Annotated in this window: 17 protein-coding genes and 2 pseudogenes; 11 read left to right on the top strand and 8 right to left on the bottom strand. The window is 72.5% G+C overall.

Annotated features, from left to right (window positions below; genetic code table 11):
- Positions 1–118 precede the first annotated feature (118 nt).
- Entirely contained in the window at positions 119–484 is a 366-nt protein-coding gene (locus tag GTY47_RS14340; protein WP_010033152.1) for a tyrosinase cofactor, read from the top strand.
- Positions 485–515: 31 nt separating this feature from the next.
- Positions 516–1337 (top strand): annotated as a pseudogene (locus GTY47_RS14335) (tyrosinase family protein).
- A gap of 36 nt (positions 1338–1373) precedes the next feature.
- Here GTY47_RS14335 and GTY47_RS14330 read toward each other — a convergent pair.
- Positions 1374–2087 carry a ribonuclease H gene (locus GTY47_RS14330; RefSeq protein ID WP_029180712.1) on the bottom strand — a complete coding sequence of 238 codons (714 nt, stop codon included), beginning with the start codon at positions 2085–2087 and terminating at the stop codon, positions 1374–1376.
- 33 nt (positions 2088–2120) lie between these two features.
- Complete coding sequence (locus tag GTY47_RS14325; RefSeq protein ID WP_029180711.1) at positions 2121–2918, bottom strand: VOC family protein; 798 nt, start codon at positions 2916–2918, stop codon at positions 2121–2123.
- A gap of 146 nt (positions 2919–3064) precedes the next feature.
- Here GTY47_RS14325 and GTY47_RS14320 point away from each other — a divergent pair, with 146 nt between their 5' ends.
- Both GTY47_RS14320 and GTY47_RS14315 read left to right on the top strand, forming a co-directional pair.
- The gene (locus GTY47_RS14320; RefSeq protein ID WP_029180710.1) at positions 3065–4072 is read left to right on the top strand and encodes a zinc-binding alcohol dehydrogenase family protein; all 1008 of its coding nucleotides are present in this window, start codon (positions 3065–3067) and stop codon (positions 4070–4072) included.
- A 73-nt stretch (positions 4073–4145) separates the two neighbouring features.
- Positions 4146–5048, top strand: a complete 903-nt coding sequence (locus GTY47_RS14315) for a hypothetical protein (protein ID WP_029180709.1) — start codon at positions 4146–4148, stop codon at positions 5046–5048.
- Positions 5049–5171: 123 nt separating this feature from the next.
- Here GTY47_RS14315 and GTY47_RS14310 read toward each other — a convergent pair whose 3' ends face one another.
- Entirely contained in the window at positions 5172–5654 is a 483-nt protein-coding gene (locus tag GTY47_RS14310; RefSeq protein ID WP_010033139.1) for a VOC family protein, read from the bottom strand.
- Positions 5655–5777: 123 nt separating this feature from the next.
- On the opposite strand from GTY47_RS14310, the gene GTY47_RS14305 reads away from it, so the two are divergent.
- From GTY47_RS14305 to GTY47_RS14295, 3 genes are all read left to right on the top strand, one after another.
- The gene (locus GTY47_RS14305; protein ID WP_010033136.1) at positions 5778–6983 is read left to right on the top strand and encodes an epoxide hydrolase family protein; all 1206 of its coding nucleotides are present in this window, start codon (positions 5778–5780) and stop codon (positions 6981–6983) included.
- A gap of 145 nt (positions 6984–7128) precedes the next feature.
- Positions 7129–7770, top strand: coding sequence for an ATP-dependent Clp protease proteolytic subunit (locus tag GTY47_RS14300; protein ID WP_010033132.1), 642 nt, complete (start codon positions 7129–7131; stop codon positions 7768–7770).
- The gene (locus GTY47_RS14295; RefSeq protein ID WP_010033129.1) at positions 7770–8372 is read left to right on the top strand and encodes an ATP-dependent Clp protease proteolytic subunit; all 603 of its coding nucleotides are present in this window, start codon (positions 7770–7772) and stop codon (positions 8370–8372) included. Before GTY47_RS14300 ends, GTY47_RS14295 begins: the two co-directional genes overlap by 1 nt.
- Before the next feature lie 22 nt (positions 8373–8394).
- On the opposite strand, the gene GTY47_RS14290 is transcribed toward GTY47_RS14295, so the two are convergent.
- Positions 8395–8823, bottom strand: a complete 429-nt coding sequence (locus GTY47_RS14290) for a helix-turn-helix transcriptional regulator (RefSeq protein WP_029180708.1) — start codon at positions 8821–8823, stop codon at positions 8395–8397.
- A 250-nt stretch (positions 8824–9073) separates the two neighbouring features.
- On the opposite strand from GTY47_RS14290, the gene GTY47_RS14285 reads away from it, so the two are divergent.
- Positions 9074–9961: an RNA polymerase sigma factor SigF gene (locus GTY47_RS14285; RefSeq protein ID WP_010033125.1), complete on the top strand. Its 888-nt coding sequence runs from the start codon at positions 9074–9076 to the stop codon at positions 9959–9961.
- A 114-nt stretch (positions 9962–10075) separates the two neighbouring features.
- On the opposite strand, the gene GTY47_RS14280 is transcribed toward GTY47_RS14285, so the two are convergent.
- The gene (locus GTY47_RS14280; RefSeq protein ID WP_010033123.1) at positions 10076–10540 is read right to left on the bottom strand and encodes an ATP-binding protein; all 465 of its coding nucleotides are present in this window, start codon (positions 10538–10540) and stop codon (positions 10076–10078) included.
- Between the two features lie 206 nt (positions 10541–10746).
- On the opposite strand from GTY47_RS14280, the gene GTY47_RS14275 reads away from it, so the two are divergent.
- Both GTY47_RS14275 and GTY47_RS14270 read left to right on the top strand, forming a co-directional pair.
- The gene (locus GTY47_RS14275) at positions 10747–11331 is read left to right on the top strand and encodes a PRC-barrel domain-containing protein (RefSeq protein ID WP_010033120.1); all 585 of its coding nucleotides are present in this window, start codon (positions 10747–10749) and stop codon (positions 11329–11331) included.
- Complete coding sequence (locus tag GTY47_RS14270; RefSeq protein ID WP_202458269.1) at positions 11331–11750, top strand: PRC-barrel domain-containing protein; 420 nt, start codon at positions 11331–11333, stop codon at positions 11748–11750. The genes GTY47_RS14275 and GTY47_RS14270 overlap by 1 nt, the downstream gene beginning before the upstream one ends.
- Positions 11751–11761: 11 nt before the next feature.
- Here the strand turns inward: GTY47_RS14270 and GTY47_RS14265 are convergent, their stop codons facing one another.
- Positions 11762–12904, bottom strand: coding sequence for a DUF6777 domain-containing protein (locus tag GTY47_RS14265; RefSeq protein WP_078602721.1), 1143 nt, complete (start codon positions 12902–12904; stop codon positions 11762–11764).
- A gap of 178 nt (positions 12905–13082) precedes the next feature.
- Between GTY47_RS14265 and GTY47_RS14260 the strand changes: the two genes are divergently transcribed.
- Positions 13083–14381 carry a streptophobe family protein gene (locus GTY47_RS14260; protein ID WP_010033109.1) on the top strand — a complete coding sequence of 433 codons (1299 nt, stop codon included), beginning with the start codon at positions 13083–13085 and terminating at the stop codon, positions 14379–14381.
- A gap of 33 nt (positions 14382–14414) precedes the next feature.
- On the opposite strand, the gene GTY47_RS14255 is transcribed toward GTY47_RS14260, so the two are convergent.
- Positions 14415–15401 (bottom strand): serine/threonine-protein kinase, encoded by a 987-nt coding sequence (locus tag GTY47_RS14255; RefSeq protein WP_010033102.1) that lies wholly within the window; start codon positions 15399–15401, stop codon positions 14415–14417.
- Between the two features lie 437 nt (positions 15402–15838).
- Positions 15839–16321 (bottom strand): annotated as a pseudogene (locus GTY47_RS41845) (hypothetical protein); the annotation flags it as partial.
- Position 16322: the final 1 nt, after the last annotated feature.

The raw sequence follows: 16322 nt of genomic DNA, 5'->3' as shown, positions 1-16322 counted from the left end.
GCATGACATAAGGGGAATTGCCCGAATCGCAGCCAACCCGCTCGCGGGGATTTCTCCCGGTACGGGACGGGCCGATAGGCATGCGGGGTCATCACCCGAACGAACTCAGGAGGTCCGGATGCCGGAACTCAGCCGTCGCCGTGCGCTCACCGCCGCGGCCGTCGTCGCCACGACCGCGGGGACGGGGACATGGTCGGCAAGCGCCCCGGCCACGGCCGCCGGGCACCACGACTCCCCCGAGACCTTCGACGAGGTCTACAAGGGCCGCCGGATACAGGGCCGGCCCGCCGCCGGTCACCACCACCACGGTGCTGGATACGCGGTGTTCGTCGACGGTGTGGAACTGCACGTGATGCGCAACGCCGACGGCACCTGGATCAGCGTCGTCAGCCACTACGACCCGGTGGCCACCCCGCGCGCCGCCGCCCGCGCCGCCGTGGACGAGCTCCAGGGCGCGCCACTGCTGCCCTTCCCCGCCAACTGATCCGCCCCGGAAAGCACTGGAGCACCCGCACATGACCGTCCGCAAGAACCAGTCCGCCCTGACCCCCGACGAGAAGCGGCGTTTCGTCGCCGCCCTCCTGGAATTGAAGCGCAGCGGCCGCTACGACGAATTCGTCACGACGCACAACGCGTTCATCGTCTCCGACACCGACGACGGCGAGCGGACGGGACACCGCTCACCGTCCTTCCTGCCCTGGCACCGAAGATTCCTGCTGGAGTTCGAGCGGGCGTTGCAGTCGGTGGACCCGTCGGTGGCCCTGCCGTACTGGGACTGGAGCGTCGACCGTTCGCCGCGCGCCTCGCTGTAGGCGCCGGACTTCCTCGGCGGCACCGGGCGCGAGCGGGACGGCCGGGTGACGGACGGTCCGTTCTCCGCGTCCGCCGGGAACTGGCCGATCAACGTGCGGGTCGACGGCCGTACGTTCCTGCGGCGCTCCCTCGGCGCCGGGGGACGCGGACTGCCGACGCCGTCCGAGGTCGAGTCGGTGCTGTCGATGCCCACGTACGACATGGCGCCCTGGAACAGCGCCTCGGACGGTTTCCGCAACCACCTCGAAGGGTGGCGGGGCGTCAATCTGCACAACCGCGTCCACGTCTGGGTCGGCGGGCAGATGGCCACCGGGGTCTCCCCCAACGACCCGGTGTTCTGGCTGCACCACGCGTTCATCGACAAGCTGTGGGCCGAGTGGCAGCGGCGGCACCCCGACTCCGGCTATCTGCCGGCCTCGGGCACGCCGAACGTGATCGACCTGCGCGAGACGATGCGGCCGTGGCACGACACGAGCCCGGCGGACCTGCTGGACCACACGGCGCACTACACGTTCGACGCCTGACCCTGCGGCCTGGACCGTCCGGCCGCCACCGTCCGGTCAGACGGTCTCGGCCGCGCGGCACTCCGGGTGGCCCCAGCCGCTGTCGTTCTTGGCGATGGACTCACCGGCCGCGTAGGAGCGGCCGCACTGGCAGCGGCCGGGGAACTTGGCCTTGATGGTGCGCGAGGACCCCTTCGACGGCGAGGCCTTCGCGGTGCGGGCCGAGCCGCCGCGCGACCGGGAGCGCGGGGCCTTGGCCGGCGCGTCCGGCGCGGGCGGCGGCTCGGGGGAGCCCAGGCCGCTGCCCGCGGGCTCCTGGACGGTGGCGGCCTGGCTGGCGGCGCGGTCGGCGAAGTCGTTGAGCCGGTCGCCGTCGACCTGGTGGGCGGGCACGTAGCGGAACTCGACCGAGCGGCCGTCCAGAAGCTCGTCGATGCGCACGACGAGGTCCTGGTTGGCGATCGGCTTCCCGCCGGACGTCTTCCAGCCGTTGCGCTTCCAGCCGGGCAGCCAGGTGGTGACGGCCTTCATCGCGTACTGCGAGTCCATCCGGATCTCGAGCGGCACACCAGGGTCGGTCGCGGCCAGCAGGCGCTCCAGCGCGGTGAGTTCCGCGACGTTGTTGGTGGCCCTGCCGAGCGGACCCGCCTCCCAGCGCACCGGGCTCTCGGAAGCGTCGGCGACGACCCAGGCCCAGCCCGCGGGCCCGGGATTTCCTTTCGAAGCCCCGTCACACGCGGCCACAACACGTTCACGCATGGCCCCGATCATGCCATGGCCGCGTGGGCCGTCCGGCCGGAGGTCTCAGCTCACGTCGGTCATCTTCGGCATCTCACCCTCGGTCCTGGTGATGTCGATGACCGAGAAATTGGCGCCCTGCGGGTCGCTGAGGGCCGCGAACCGGCCGAACGGGGTGTCCATGGGCCCGAACCGCAGGACGCCGCCGAGCTTGGTGGCCTTGGCGACGGCGTCGTCGCAGTCCTCGACGGCGAAGTAGACGTTGATGTACGGCGGCACCTCGGGCGGGAAGTCGTCCGTCATCTTCATCCGCCCCAGCACGCTGCGGTCGCCGAGGTCGTAGATCCGGAAGTCCATCGCCTCGTCCCCCATCTCCTTCTGCTTGTAGGAGAAGACGGCGGGGAAGAACGCGTCGGACTTGGCGGGCTCGCGGGTGAAGACCTCCGCCCAGGTGTAGGCACCCGGTTCGGCCGTCGTGTCGAAGCCCTCGTGGGTGCCCGCCTGCCAGACGCCGAAGACGACACCGCCGGGGTCGCGGGCCAGGCACATCGTGCCGAAGTCACCGACCTGCATCGGCTCCATCAGCACCTCGCCGCCGTTGTCACGGATCCGGGCGGCCGTGGCGGCGGCGTCCCGGGCCGCGAAGTACAGGCACCACTGCGACTGGCCCTCCTGGCCGGGCATGGGCGGGACGACGGCGGCGACCGCCTTGCCGTTCGAGTAAGCCTCGGTGTAGTTGCCGAACTCCGTCGACGCCTCGGCGAAGGTCCAGCCGAGGACGTCTCCGTAGAAGCTCTTGGCCCCTTCGAGGTCGCTGAACATCGCGTCGGCCCAGCACGGGGTACCTTCAGGTTGCACGGCCATGACCACGGCCCTTCCGAATGAGCGGATAGTCCGTTTCCTCACGCTAGTCACCCGCGGACCGACCCGCGCGCCGAACGGGCGGTTCCGGCGCAGACTGGGCAGGGGCCTTCGTGAGGACCGGGAGCGGCGGGATGGCGGACGGGACGATGCGCGCGTGGTCGGTGGTGCGGCCGGGCCCGGTCGAGGAGGGGTCTCTGCGGCTGGTCGAGAAGCCGGTGCCGGTGCCCGCGCACGACGAGCTGCTGGTGCGGGTGCGCGCCTGCGGTGTGTGCCGCACCGACCTGCACGTGGCGGAGGGCGACCTGCCCGTGCACCGGATGGGTGTCACGCCCGGTCACGAGGTCGTCGGCGTGGTGGCCGGGGCGGGCGCGGCGGTGCGCGGCTTCGCGGTGGGTGACCGGGTCGGTGTGGCCTGGCTGCGCCGGACCGACGGCAGCTGCACGTACTGCGCGCGCGGCGCGGAGAACCTGTGTCCCCGCTCCGAGTACACGGGCTGGTACGCCGACGGCGGTTACGCGGAGTACACGACGGTGCCGGCGGCGTTCGCCCACCGGCTGCCGGACGGCGTGCCGGACGTGGCCCTGGCTCCCCTCCTGTGCGCGGGCATCATCGGCCACCGGGCGCTGCGCCGGGCCGGGCTGCCGCCCGGCGGACGGCTCGGGTTGTACGGCTTCGGGGGCAGCGCCCATCTGTGCGCGCAGGTGGCGCTCGCCGAGGGCGCCACCGTGCACGTCATGACGCGCGGTGCGGCCGCCCGGCGGCTGGCGCTGGAGCTGGGCGCGGCCTCCGCGCAGGACGCGTACGCCAGGCCGCCGGAGCCGCTGGACAGCGCGATCCTGTTCGCCCCCGCCGGCGAACTGGTCCCGGTCGCCCTGCGCGCCCTGGACCGCGGGGGCGTCCTGGCCGTCGCCGGCATCCACCTCACCGACACGCCTCCACTGCACTACGAGACCGAGCTCTTCTACGAGAAGGAGCTGCGCAGCGTCGCCTCCAGCACGCGCGAGGACGGCCGCGAGTTCCTGACCCTCGCGGCGAGGTACGGCGTGCGCGCGACCACGCATCCGTATCCGCTGTCGCGGGCCGTGGCGGCGCTCGCGGATCTCAAGGCCGGGCGGTTCGACGGGGCGGCGGTGCTGGTGAACGACTTGTCGTGAAGTGTCTTCCCCTCGGGGTCCGGCTGTGCTTGCCTGGTGAGCCGTTTCACCGGCCCGGGGCGGGGGTTGCCGTATGCGCAGACCGTGGATCGTGGGGGTGCTGGTGGCGGGGTTGCTGCTCGGCGCGTGCGGCGATCCGTCGTCCGGGCCCGGGACTCCCCCGCCGTCCGCCCCGGACGTGTCCGCGACCACACATCAGCGGGCCCCCGCCTCCCCCAGCGCACGGACCCCCGGGAGAGCGCCCACCGTGCTGTACCTCGGCGACTCGCTCGCCATGGAGAACCACGAGGTCCTCGGCCAGGAACTGCGCCGGGACCTGCGCGCCGAGTACACGAGCGCCCCCTACTCGGGCACCACCCTGTGCGACTACCTGGAGGGCACGGCCGAGCGGTCCCTCGTCCCGGCCCGGGACAAGGCGGCCGCCCTGGTGCGGTCGCTGCGTCCGGACTTCGTGGTGTTGCAGTTCTGGGGCAACGCCTGGGACTTCACCTGGTGCATGGACGGGATCACGTACGACGGTTCGCGGGAGCGGTACTTCGAGCGGTACGAGGCCGACGCGCGCAGGCTCGTCGAGCAGATCGCGACGGCCGGCGGCTCCCGCCGGCCGCGGATCGTGTGGGTGCTCCAGGGCCCGGATCCGATCACGCCCGACCGGGTGCGGCGGGTGAACGGACTGTACGAGCGGCTGGCCGCCACGTCGGGCGGCATCGTCGCCGACGCCGGGAGAACGGTGAGTCCGGGGTCGGACCGCTACGTCTGGACGCAGTACCTTCCGTGCACCGACTTCGAGCGTGCCCATCCCGACTACTGCACTCAGCCGTCCCGCGACCGGACGGCCCTGCACCGGGACGACGACTACCTGCACTTCTGCCTGGCGCCCACGACGTCCACGCCGAAGCCCTGCCCGGTCCGCTCCCCCGGCATCCTGCGCATCGCCCGGGAGATCACGAAAACCGTTCGCCAGTCGGCGAGTTGACCGCTCCTGGAGTCCTCCGAGACGGAGAAGCCGCCGAGGTGCGCGGCGTCTTCCACGATGCCGAGGATCCTGGCCGAGTCCCGGTAGGGGCGGAAGGGGTTTCCGCCCCTGTCCGGGGGCGCGTCACTCGCCGGCGTACGCCTTGTCCAGGGCCGCGATGTCGAACTTGCTCATGGCCATGAACGCCTGGGTCACGCGGGCCGCCTTCGCCGGGTCCGGGTCGGTGATCATGGCGTCGAGCCGGTCGGGGACGACCTGCCAGGACACGCCGTACCGGTCCTTGAGCCAGCCGCAGGGGCCGGGTTCGCCGCCGTTCTCGGTGAGCTTGGTCCAGTAGTGGTCGATCTCCTCCTGGTTCTCACAGAAGATCATGAAGGAGACCGCCTCGGTGAACTTGAACTCGGGGCCGCCGTTGAGTCCGAGGAACCTGTGGCCGTTGGCCGTGAACTCGACGGTCATCACGCTGCCCGCGGGCTGGGGCGCGCCCTCGGGGTAGCGGGCGATCTTTCCGATGCTGGAGTTCTTGAAGACCGAGACGTAGAAGTGGGCGGCCTCCTCGGCCTGGCCGTCGAACCAGAGACACGTGGTGAAACCGTCGGATGCCATGAGTACCTCCTGGGGCGTGGATCGCTGTCATCTGTGTCGACCGGTCCACGCCGGGAAACTCATCGGCCGGACGACCGGAATTCTCGGCGGGGCGGCGTCCCGGTCCCCCCTAGCATCGCGGTCATGACGACGTCCACGCACTCCGACAGCGGCATCCGGCCCTTCCGCCTCGCCGTACCGCAGAGCGACCTCGACGACCTCCACGACCGGCTCGACCGGACCCGCTGGCCGGACGAACTGCCCGGCACGGGATGGGCGTACGGCGTGCCGACGGCGTATCTGCGCGAGCTGGTCCGGTACTGGCGGCACGAGTACGACTGGCGGGCCGCCGAGGCGCGGCTGAACGAGTGGCCGCAGTTCACGACCACCGTCGACGGCGCGACCGTCCACTTCGCCCACGTCCGGTCCCCCGAGCCGGAGGCCACGCCACTGATCATCACCCACGGCTGGCCCGGCTCGATCGTGGAGTTCCTCGACGTGGTCGGCCCGCTGTCCGATCCCGTCGCGCACGGGGGTGATCCCGCCGACGCGTTCCACGTGGTGGTGCCGAGCATCCCGGGGTTCGGGCTGTCCGGGCCGACGCGGGAGACGGGCTGGGAGGGCGGCCGGGTCGCCGACGCGTGGGCCGAGCTGATGCGGCGGCTCGGCTACGAACGGTTCGGCGCGCAGGGCGGCGACTGGGGTGCGGCGATCACCCGCGAACTGGGGCGGGCCCATCCCGACCGCGTGCTCGGTGTACATCTCAACCTGCTGCCGGGCAGCCAGCAGGCCACCGAGCCGACGCCGGAGGAGCTGGACGCGCTCGGCCCCGAGGAGCGCGAGCGCGCCCTCACCTCGTGGCGGCGCTGGCGCGACCACACCAGCGAGGGCACGGGGTACGCCGTGCTCCAGTCGACCCGGCCGCAGACCCTGGCGTACGCGCTCACCGACTCACCCGTCGGCCAACTCGCCTGGATCGTCGAGAAGTTCCGGGAGTGGTCGGACTCGGACGAGCTGCCGGAGGAGGCGGTCGACCGGGATCGGCTGCTCACCAACGTGATGCTGTACTGGCTGACCGGGACGGCGGGTTCGTCCGCCCGGATCTACTACGAGCGGGCGCACGCCACGGGCCGCGCCGCCCGGCCCGCCGAGCCGTCGGTCGCGCCGACGGCACTCGCCCTCTTCCCGGCCGAACCGCAGCTCCCCCTGCGGCACAAGGCGGAGCGCACCGAGAACCTCGTGCGCTGGACGGAGTTCGACCGCGGCGGGCACTTCGCGGCGATGGAGGAACCCGACCTGCTGGTCGGCGACGTGCGGGCGTTCTTCCGGGAGTTGCGCGCGAAGGGCTGAGACGGCCGTACGGGCGCGGGCTCTGCCGGGAGCGGATCTGCCGAGGGCAGAGAATCCGTCCCCGGGCATCGTCCGAGGTCAAGAGTGGAGTCGACGGCACATCCGCGGCCCGTCCGCGGCCTTCCTGCCACGACGAGGAGAACCGATGACTCCACTCACGACACTCGCCCCGCGGGCGGAGGAGGGCGACACCCCTCCGACCCGGTTCGACGACCATCTGGCCGCCCAGCTGCTCGCACAGCGCATCGTGCTGCTGGGCACGCAGGTGGACGAGGTCTCCGCGAACCGGGTCTGCGCCCAGTTGCTGATCCTCTCCGCGGAGGACCCGCGCACCGACATCAGCCTGTACATCAACAGCCCCGGTGGGGGGGTGCACGCGGGGCTCGCCATCTACGACACGATGCGGCTCATCCCGAACGACGTCTCGACCCTGGCGATGGGCTTCGCGGCCAGCATGGGCCAGTTCCTGCTCAGCGTCGGCGCGCCGGGCAAGCGCTACGCCCTGCCGAACGCGCGGATCATGATGCACCAGCCGTCGGCGGGCATCGGCGGCACCACCGCCGACATCGAGATCCAGGCGGAGAACCTGGAGTTCACCAAGCGGACCATCGAGCGGATCACCGCCGAGCACACCGGCCAGAGCCCGGAGACGATCTCCCGGGACGGCGACCGGGACCGGTGGTTCACGGCCGAGGAGGCCAGGGAGTACGGGATGGTGGACCGGGTCGTGGAATCCCTCGCGGACGTCCGCCCGGCCACGACGCGACGCAAGATGGGGCTGCAGTGATGGGGAGCTACACGATTCCGAACGTCATCGAGCGGACCCCGCAGGGCGAGCGGTCCTTCGACGTCTTCAGCCGGCTGCTCAACGAGCGGATCATCTTCCTCGGCACCGAGATCGACGACGGCGTCGCCAACGTCGTCATCGCACAGCTCCTGCATCTGGAGTCGTCGGCGCCGGAGAGCGAGATCTCGGTCTACATCAACTCCCCCGGCGGCTCGTTCACCTCCCTGATGGCCATCTACGACACGATGTCCTACGTGAGGACGCCGATCTCGACGTGCTGCGTCGGACAGGCGGCCTCCACCGCGGCCGTGCTGCTGGCCGGCGGGGACCCCGGGCGGCGGTTCGTGCTGGAGCACGCGCGGGTGCTGCTCGGCCAGCCGGCGACGGGCGGGCAGCGCGGCATGGTCTCCGACCTGGCGCTCCAGGCCAAGGAGATGGTGCGGATCCGCTCCCAGGTGGAGGAGGTGCTGTCCCGGCACACCCACCACGACGTGGCGACCCTGCGAGCCGACATGGACCGCGACAAGGTGTTCACCGCGCAGGAGGCGGTGGGCTACGGGCTCGCCGACGAGGTGCTCAGCCGGCGTCTCGTGCGGGTCTGAGGCGCCGGCCGGCCCACCGGGCTCAGGCTGCCATGCACAGTCCGTCGTACGACGAGGTGGACGCCCCGCGGCGACTGCCGCCCGTGTACCGGGAGGTGACGCGGGTCAGTTCGCCCTGCGCCCTCGACAGCAGGTCGCCGAGGCTCAGTCCGAGGGCGTGGGCGGCGGCCGCGAGGACCTCCGAGGAGGCCTCCTTGCGGCCGCGCTCCACCTCCGACAGGTACGGCATGGAGATCCGTGCCTCGTCGGCGACGTCCTTCAAGGTGCGCTCCTGCGCGAGGCGTTCGCGCCGCAGCACGTCACCGACCAGGTCGCGCCACAGGGGCTCCTTCGGGGCGGGGGCCGGCGGTCCGTGGCGTGGCGGAGCGGTGGCCGGACGGGCGGCCTGGGGGCGCGCGCCGGACGGGCGCAGGGGGATGACGCGGGCTTCGTTCGGCACGTGGTTGCTCACTTCTCCAGCCTAGGAGCCGTGGTCGCCAGGGGAAGGGGGCGGCGTTCCGCTCTGGGTGGAATCGCCGAACGGGCCGTACGCCGGGCGGCGTTGGGCGACCGTGGCTCCGCCCGCCGCTCGCGGGAAAAGCTCCCTCTCCGCGATTTTCCGCCGCTCGGCGGATCGCCGCGCATGTGTAGCACGGAACCGGGTACCCGCAACCCGGAAGCACCTAGGCAGATGTCCACCGTGACGCTCATGGGGAGAGGTAATGGAGACCGCCGTGATCCGGTCGCAGGCACAGGTCGTCGAAGAGAACGCGGAGGCCGGCACGGGTGACGGAGCGCTGCCGGGAGTCGTGGACCCGCGCTCCGTGGCTCCGCGGGACGCCAGGGAGCTGTCCCGTCAGTTCTTCCAGCGCCTGACGGAACTCGAAGAGGGCACGCACGAGTACCAGTACGCGCGCAACACGCTGATCGAGATGAACATGTCGCTCGTGCGGTTCGCGGCCGGCCGGTTCCGGGGCCGCGGCGACGACATGGAGGACATCGTCCAGACCGGCATGATCGGTCTGATCAAGGCCATCGACCGGTTCGAACTGTCGCGCGAGGTCGAGTTCACCTCCTTCGCACTGCCGTACATCGTCGGTGAGATCAAGCGGTTCTTCCGGGACACGACGTGGGCGGTGCACGTACCGCGGCGGCTTCAGGAACTGCGCGTGGAGCTGGCCAAGGCCCGCGAGGAACTCGCCAGCCGGCTGGACCGCGAGCCCACGGTCACCGAGCTGGCCACCCTGATGAACATCTCCGAGAAGGAGGTCGTCGAGGGACAGATCGCCGCCAACGGGTACAACTCGTCGTCGCTGGACGCCGCGCTCACCGGCGACGGTCCGGAGGGCGGCGAGGCGGTGCTGGCCGACTTCATCGGCGTGGAGGAGGACGGGCTGCGGCTCGTCGAGGACTTCCACTCGCTGGCCCCGCTGATGGCGGAGCTCAGCGAGCGCGACCGGCAGATCCTCCACATGCGGTTCGTGGAGGAGGCCACCCAGGCGGAGATCGGGGAGCGGCTGGGCTGCTCGCAGATGCACGTCTCCCGCCTGATCAAGCGGATCATCACGCGACTGCGCGAGGGCATGCTGGGCGAGCTCGGCTGCGCCTGACGCGGCCGGCGGACCAGCGGGTGCCGTCCCCACATGCGGGAGTGGGACGGCACCCGCCGCTGTCCCGGCTCCGTGGATCCGCGGCTCCGGACGGCTCATCCGCCGGTGGACGGCTCAGTCATCGGTGCCGTCGGTGAGCGGCAGCACGGCGCGTACCCGCTTGCCCACCGGCACCCGCTCCACGCTGACCTGCTCCGCGAGCGCGTGGACGATCTCCAGGCCGTGCCGCCCGACGCGCTCGGGGTTGCGCGGGAAGATGCGGGGCAGTGCGGAGCTGCTGTCGTAGACCGACACCGTCACCGCGGTGTCCGTGCCGACGAGCTCCAGGATGTACGGCCCGTTGCTGTGCCGGTCGGCGTTGGTGACCAGCTCGCTCACGACGAGCTGCACCGCCCCGCAGGCCCGGTCGTCGATGCGCGCGCACCACTCGGTCCTGAGCTGGTCGAGAAAGAGCGCGGCGAAGGACCGCGCCTCGGCGATGCAGCCCTGCTCGCCGGTGTAGTGTGCCGCCCGCCTCAGCGGTTCCACGGGCACGTCGAAACCAGTCGGTATCACTGCCCCGTCCAGGTGGTCGATCATTGGTTTCTCTCTGGGAAGCCGGACTGGCCGGACGCTCTGCACAGTGCTCGTACCCCGAGCCGGGCTTCGCAGTCCTGACAGGTCTTCGGCCCGTCCGGTGCCCCGGGCATTGTCCCCTGTCCGTGGGGCACCCGGTAGGAACCGGGTCCGGCGTCCGGCGCCGGGGACGGTCATCGCGGTACGGGCCCGCCCGGGGAGGTCGTGCGATGAACGAGCTGAGGGCGGCACGGAGCCTGACGACCCTGCCGGTGGTCACCCTGGGCGGCGACGTCGTGGCCCAGGTCAAGGACACCCTCTTCGACACTGCCGCCGGGCGGGTCACCGGCTTCACGCTCAGCGGCCGGGGACTGCTGTCGGGCCCGCTGAAGCAGAGCCTGCCCTGGACGGCCGTGCACTCGCTGGGCCACGACGCGGTCATGATCGTCGACGCCGGTGCCCTGGCGGAGACGACCGTCGCGGTGGCCCGCCGGGAGGCCCAGCAGGGCCGGGTGCTGCACGCGAAGGTGCTGACCGACGAGGGCGCCGAGGTGGGCACGGTCCTCGACGTGGTCGTCGAGGGCGGCACCAGCGGCCGGGTCGTGGGCTTCCGGATCGCCGCGGGCAAGGGGCTCGCCCAGGGCTCCGGGCGGCGCCGGCACCGGGTGTACGTGCCGCGGGGCGAGACGCTCACGGTCACCGGCCGGGCACTGGTGATCCCGGCGGACGCCACCCGCTACGTGGCCGACGACCTGCCGGCCTTCGCCGCCCGGGTCGGGGCCTTCCACGCTGGCCGGAAGGGGACGCCGCCGTGATGCTGTTCTCGCAGGCCCGGGGGCTGCCGGTCCTGACGCTGACCGAGTCGGACGAGATCGGAGTCCTGAAATCCCTGACGGTCGACGCCCCGGCCGGTGTGGTCACCCACGTCCGGGTGCGCCGCAGGCACTCCCGCAAGGAGTCCGTGCTGGCCTGGGGCGCCCTGCACGCCGTCGGCCCGGACGCCGTGCTCGTCCGCTCGGCCGCCGCCCCGTCCGAGGTGCCGCCGCACCACGAGCTGCCGGGCCTGAGGATCCTCACCGAGACGGGCGACGGGCTCGGTACGGTCCAGGACGTCGTGTTCGAACCGGAGACCGGCCGTATCGAGGCGATCCGCACCGCCCACGGCGACCTGCCGGCTGATCACCTGCTCGGTCTCGGCGACTACGCTCTGGTGGTCCGTGCCAGTGCCGGGTGAGCCGGGCCGCGTCAGGAGGACGGGGCCTGGTCCGTCGTGTCACCCCCGGTGCCGTCCCCGGGCGGAGGCGGAGGCGGCGGCTGCTGCGACGTCCCGGTGTCCGAGGTGGGCGGCTCCGACGACGTCCCGGTGTCCGAGGTGGGCGGTTCCTCACTCGTGGGCGGCTCCGTCGAGGTCGTGTCGGCGGGCGACGTCGGTGTGGTGACGCTCACGGACGGGGAGGGCTTGTCGGGCTTCTCGGTCTTGCGGTCCTTCTCGCCCGTGTCGCCCTTGTGGCGCTCGAACCACTCGCCGTCGGGCTCGCACATGACGAAGACGTCGACCGGCTTGGGGGCGGGCGTGACCGCGACGACGTTCGACTGCTTGTACCCCGGCCACGCGTCGCCCGTCGTCTTCGGCGCGCTCTGCTGGGCGACCGGCGCGGACAGCGGGTTGCCGCACGCGCAGCGCACGCGGGGCATGCCGCGGTCGTCGACGAGAACGGCCGTGCCGGCCTGGAGGACGGCCTGGTAACCGGTCGCGCGGCCGTTGCTGTAGCCGTGGTTGGTCACGCGCGTGTCGATGCGCAGCACCACGGGCGTGAGCGAGCGCAGGTAGGCGGGCACGTCGGGCGGGTCGACGCGGGCGACGGAGGCGAACGCCCGCTGCTTGTCCGGAGCCCCCTCGAAGTACGTGATCTGCTTCTCCACGTCACAGCTGGCGACGTTGCGGGTGCCGCCGTACAGGCCGGGCGCTCCGCCCTGGACGCCCCGGACGGCGTTCTGCGTGGCCAGTTCAGTGGGCGAGGGCGAGACCGGTGAGGCCGAGCTCTCCTTCGCCGTGGACTCGGTGAACGGGTCCGGCCCGGTGTCGGCCGCGGGCTGCAGGAAGACCTCGCCCTCGGACGTGCCGGTACCGCCGTCGGACGCGCCGGTGCCGCCGCCGTCGGGCCGGGTGAGCACCACGGCCAGGATCACGGCGGCCACGACGGCGGTGGCGATCAGCGCCACGCGAGGTACCGACCCCCACCAGGGGCGGCGCGGCTCCGGTGCCTGTCCTCCCCCGCTCGGCGGCTCGGAGGGCGGCCCGCCTCCCGACGGTGGCTGGGAGGGGCCCGACAGCGGGCCCGAGGGAGGTCCTGTGGGGCGGCCGGACGACGGCGGTTCGACGCTCACGAACTCTTCTTCCCGCGTGGGTTCTCTGCGGCCTTCTCACACCCGGGGCGATTAGTCCCGGTGTATGCCGCTTTTTCACGACGGATTCATTGTGTGCCCCGGCCCCGTACGGCTCGCAAGCCGACGCGGACGGACCTCCCGGCGGGCGTCCGGCGCGGGTGCTGCTTAGCGTGGCAGCGTGAGTTCGCGCACCTCCTCCGGCCAGGCACGTACCTCCGGCGAGCGGACCGTGGCCCGCCACGGCTGGGCGCATGCCCTCGTCACGGTGGTCGGCGGGCTGCTCGCCATGGCGGTGGTGTCCGCGCTGGGCCTGTGGGCGGCCGGGGCGGCGGACCTCCCGGACGGCGCGTTCGCACCGGTCGTCGCGGCGACCGTGGTCACCGCCGTCGGGGGCACCGTGAAGCTCTCCGGAAGCGCAGGGGACCTCGCCGACACGCAGGCGGGCCTTACCGTCATCCCGCTGTCCGTCACGCTCACCGGGGCGCTGGTGATCGCCTGGGGCTTCCTGCGGCCCCTGCGGCACCGCGCGGTCGCCGGTACGGCGGAGCTGGCCGGCTGGGCCGCCAGGATCGCGGCGCTGTGGCTGCTCGCGCTGATCGGTCTGACCCTCGCCGCCCGCCACACCTTCGCCATCTCCCTCGGGAACGACGCGCTGGGCGAACTGGGCGAACTGTTCGGCGCCTCTCCGAAGATCGGTTTCACCACCGACGTTCCACTGTCCGTGTTCGTCGGCATGGTGTGGCTGGCCGGTGTGCTGGTGCTGGCCCTGCTGGTATCGCGCGGCGCCCCGTTGCCGGCCGGGCTGCTGCGCTTCCAGACGTCGGTGCGACCGGCCGGCTACGCGATGGTCGCGCTGCTGCTCGCCTACGTCGTCATCGGCGTCGTCGTCGCCCTGGTGGTCGCGGCGACGCGCGGGCACGCGGCGGAGACCTTCGCCGTGATCCTGCTCGGCATGCCCAACCTCGTGTGGCTCGCGCTGACGATCGGACTCGGCGCCACCTGGAACGGCCGGGTGGAGGGGCCGTTCGGGCTGCCGATGCCGCATGTGCTCGACGAGGTGCTGCGCACCCCGGACATCTCCGAGCTGAACCTGCGCACGCTCTCCGAGCACGACGGCAGGGTGTGGTGGCTGCTGGTCGTCGACGTGGTGCTGCTGCTCGCGGCCGCGTTCGTGATGGCGGCCCGGTCGCCGGCCCGGATACGGGCCTGGCAGCACGCCGTGCACATGGCGGTGGCGCTCCTGCTCACGGTGTTCATGATCTGCCTGGTCGGGCGCATCTCCGCGCACTACGGCCTGTCCGTGCTCGGCATCGGCGACCTGGGCGGCGGCCTCGCGGGCGAGCTGTTCCTCAGACCCCGGCTGTGGGGAGCCGTGGGCCTGGCGATCCCGTGGGGGCTGGTGACCGGGTTCGCCGGGGCGCTGCTGGCGCGGCACGTGCGGCGGCGGGGTGAGGTGCGCGCCGAGTCGGCGGGCTGACGCCGGGCACACCGGCCGCCCCGCGGCGCTGTTCTACGTCCGTTCCACGAAGACCGGTTCGGCCCAGCGTGGGGGCGGCTTCGGCGCCTCCTCCCCCGGCGGCCGGCCCATCCGGGCGGGGGCGGGCCCGGCGCCGGCTCCGCCACCGGCCGTGGCGGCGCGCAGCGCGGCGACGAAGGTGAGGCAGGAGGGGTAGCGGTCGTCGGGGTTCTTGGCGAGGGCCTTGGCGAACACCGGGTCCATCCGGGGTGGGAGGCCGGGGCGGGACTCGGTCAGCGGCGGCGGGTCGTCGTACTGGTGAGCCCACAGCAGGGCCATGTCGTCGTCCCGGAGGAAGGGCGGGTGGCCGGCGAGGATCTCGAAGACGACACAGGCGAAGCCGTACACGTCGCAGCGGGCGTCGACGGGCTTGCCGGAGATCTGCTCGGGGGCGACGTAGTCGAGCGTGCCGACGAACTGGCCGACCGTGGTGAAGCCGGTCAGCGACAGCGACTTCTTGGTCAGGCCGAAGTCGGTGAGGTAGACGTGCTCGGGGTGGTCGCTGTCGGTGCCGCGGGAGACCAGGATGTTGCCGGGCTTGACGTCCCGGTGCACCAGGCCGTGCTCGTGGGCGGCGTCGAGCGCGGAGGCGACCTGGGCGGCGACGCGTACGGCGGTGGCGGGCGGCAACGGGCCCTCCCGGTCCAGGAGATGACGCAGGTCACTGCCGGCGACGAACCGCATCGCGATGTACAGCACACCATCCGTCTCGCCCGCCTCGAAGACCGGCACGATGTGCGGGTGGTCGATCGCGGCGGCGGCCCGGGACTCGTGGGTGAAGCGGCGCCGGAACGTGTCGTTGCGGGCGAGCTCCGGGGCGAGCAGCTTGAGCGCGACGGTGCGCTCCAGACGCAGGTCCCTGGCCCGGTAGACCACGGCCATGCCGCCGCGCCCGATCTCCTGCTCGATCCGGTACCCGGCGATCTGCTGCCCGACCAGCTCGGAGGGCCGCCCCGAGAACAGACTCGTCTCGCGGCTCAACGGACGTCACCCTCGGGCGACACGATCCGGGTGGGCTCTGACTCCACGACCCGTGTGGGCGGCGCCTCGCCGGGCCCGGCGGCCTCCTCCGAAGCCGACTCGCGGTCCCCCTCGGGGGACACGACCCCTGTGCGCTCGGGCGCCTCAGGTGACACCACCCGTGTGGGCTCGGGAACCTCAGGAGACACGAACCGCGTCGGCTCGGTCGCCTCACGAGGTGGCTCGGTAACCTCCGGTGACACCACCCGCGTCGGCTCCGGCGCCTCACGAGGCGCGGGCCGCGGTGGTGCGGCCCGGGTGGGCGGTGTCTCGGTCGGCGGGGTCGGCCGGCCCGGCTGCTGCTCCCGGGGCGTCTCCTCGATGGCGTCCGCCGGCACGACCCGCGTCGGCGTGCGCGCCGGGGCCGGGGGCTCGGCCGGGCGGGGTTCCGGGTCGGACCGCGGCGTCTCGTCCGTCGCGTACGTGGTCGCCCGGGTGCCTTCGGCGTACACCCAGTGCCCGTGCGCGGCGTCGTAGAGCCACACGGACTCGCCGTCGACGACGACGCCGATCCGCAGCCCGCGGGTGCGGACGTGGAAGGACTCCCGGTCCGCACCGGCCGCGAGGTCCTCGACCGCGGACCGGTAGCGCGCCAGGGCCTCCTGCGCCCGGCCCAGCAGCGGACGCGGATCGGCGCTGCGGGTGAGCGGTCCGTCCGCGGCGGGCGGATCCTGCGGTACGGGGACCAGGCGGCGGCCGTCGACCCACGCCGACCAGCCGTTGAAGCACAGCACGTGCCCCCAGTCGCCCTGCCGCTCCAGCAGCTGCACCGGCAGCAGGGGGTCCAGGTCCACCGTGGGCCGGGACGGGTCGGGGGCCTCCCAGGCCGGCATCCCGTTCTGCGGGACGACGTGCGTGGGGCGGAATCCAGGAGTCGTCACA

It is taken from the genome of Streptomyces sp. SID5464, from assembly GCF_009862985.1.
Lineage (GTDB): Bacteria > Actinomycetota > Actinomycetes > Streptomycetales > Streptomycetaceae > Streptomyces > Streptomyces chartreusis_D.
This window is presented reverse-complemented; position numbering and strand designations above follow the sequence as displayed.

Bases quoted from the DNA above. Each gene is read 5' to 3' on its own strand.
- GTY47_RS14340 (WP_010033152.1), top strand. From the start codon at position 119: ATGCCGGAACTCAGCCGTCGCCGTGCGCTCACCGCCGCGGCCGTCGTC.
- GTY47_RS14305 (WP_010033136.1), top strand. From the start codon at position 5,778: ATGACGACGTCCACGCACTCCGACAGCGGCATCCGGCCCTTCCGCCTC.
- GTY47_RS14320 (WP_029180710.1), top strand. From the start codon at position 3,065: ATGCGCGCGTGGTCGGTGGTGCGGCCGGGCCCGGTCGAGGAGGGGTCT.
- GTY47_RS14300 (WP_010033132.1), top strand. From the start codon at position 7,129: ATGACTCCACTCACGACACTCGCCCCGCGGGCGGAGGAGGGCGACACC.
- GTY47_RS14295 (WP_010033129.1), top strand. From the start codon at position 7,770: ATGGGGAGCTACACGATTCCGAACGTCATCGAGCGGACCCCGCAGGGC.
- GTY47_RS14315 (WP_029180709.1), top strand. From the start codon at position 4,146: ATGCGCAGACCGTGGATCGTGGGGGTGCTGGTGGCGGGGTTGCTGCTC.
- GTY47_RS14325 (WP_029180711.1), bottom strand. From the start codon at position 2,918: ATGGCCGTGCAACCTGAAGGTACCCCGTGCTGGGCCGACGCGATGTTC.
- GTY47_RS14330 (WP_029180712.1), bottom strand. From the start codon at position 2,087: ATGATCGGGGCCATGCGTGAACGTGTTGTGGCCGCGTGTGACGGGGCT.
- GTY47_RS14270 (WP_202458269.1), top strand. From the start codon at position 11,331: ATGCTGTTCTCGCAGGCCCGGGGGCTGCCGGTCCTGACGCTGACCGAG.
- GTY47_RS14285 (WP_010033125.1), top strand. From the start codon at position 9,074: ATGGAGACCGCCGTGATCCGGTCGCAGGCACAGGTCGTCGAAGAGAAC.
- GTY47_RS14275 (WP_010033120.1), top strand. From the start codon at position 10,747: ATGAACGAGCTGAGGGCGGCACGGAGCCTGACGACCCTGCCGGTGGTC.
- GTY47_RS14310 (WP_010033139.1), bottom strand. From the start codon at position 5,654: ATGGCATCCGACGGTTTCACCACGTGTCTCTGGTTCGACGGCCAGGCC.
- GTY47_RS14280 (WP_010033123.1), bottom strand. From the start codon at position 10,540: ATGATCGACCACCTGGACGGGGCAGTGATACCGACTGGTTTCGACGTG.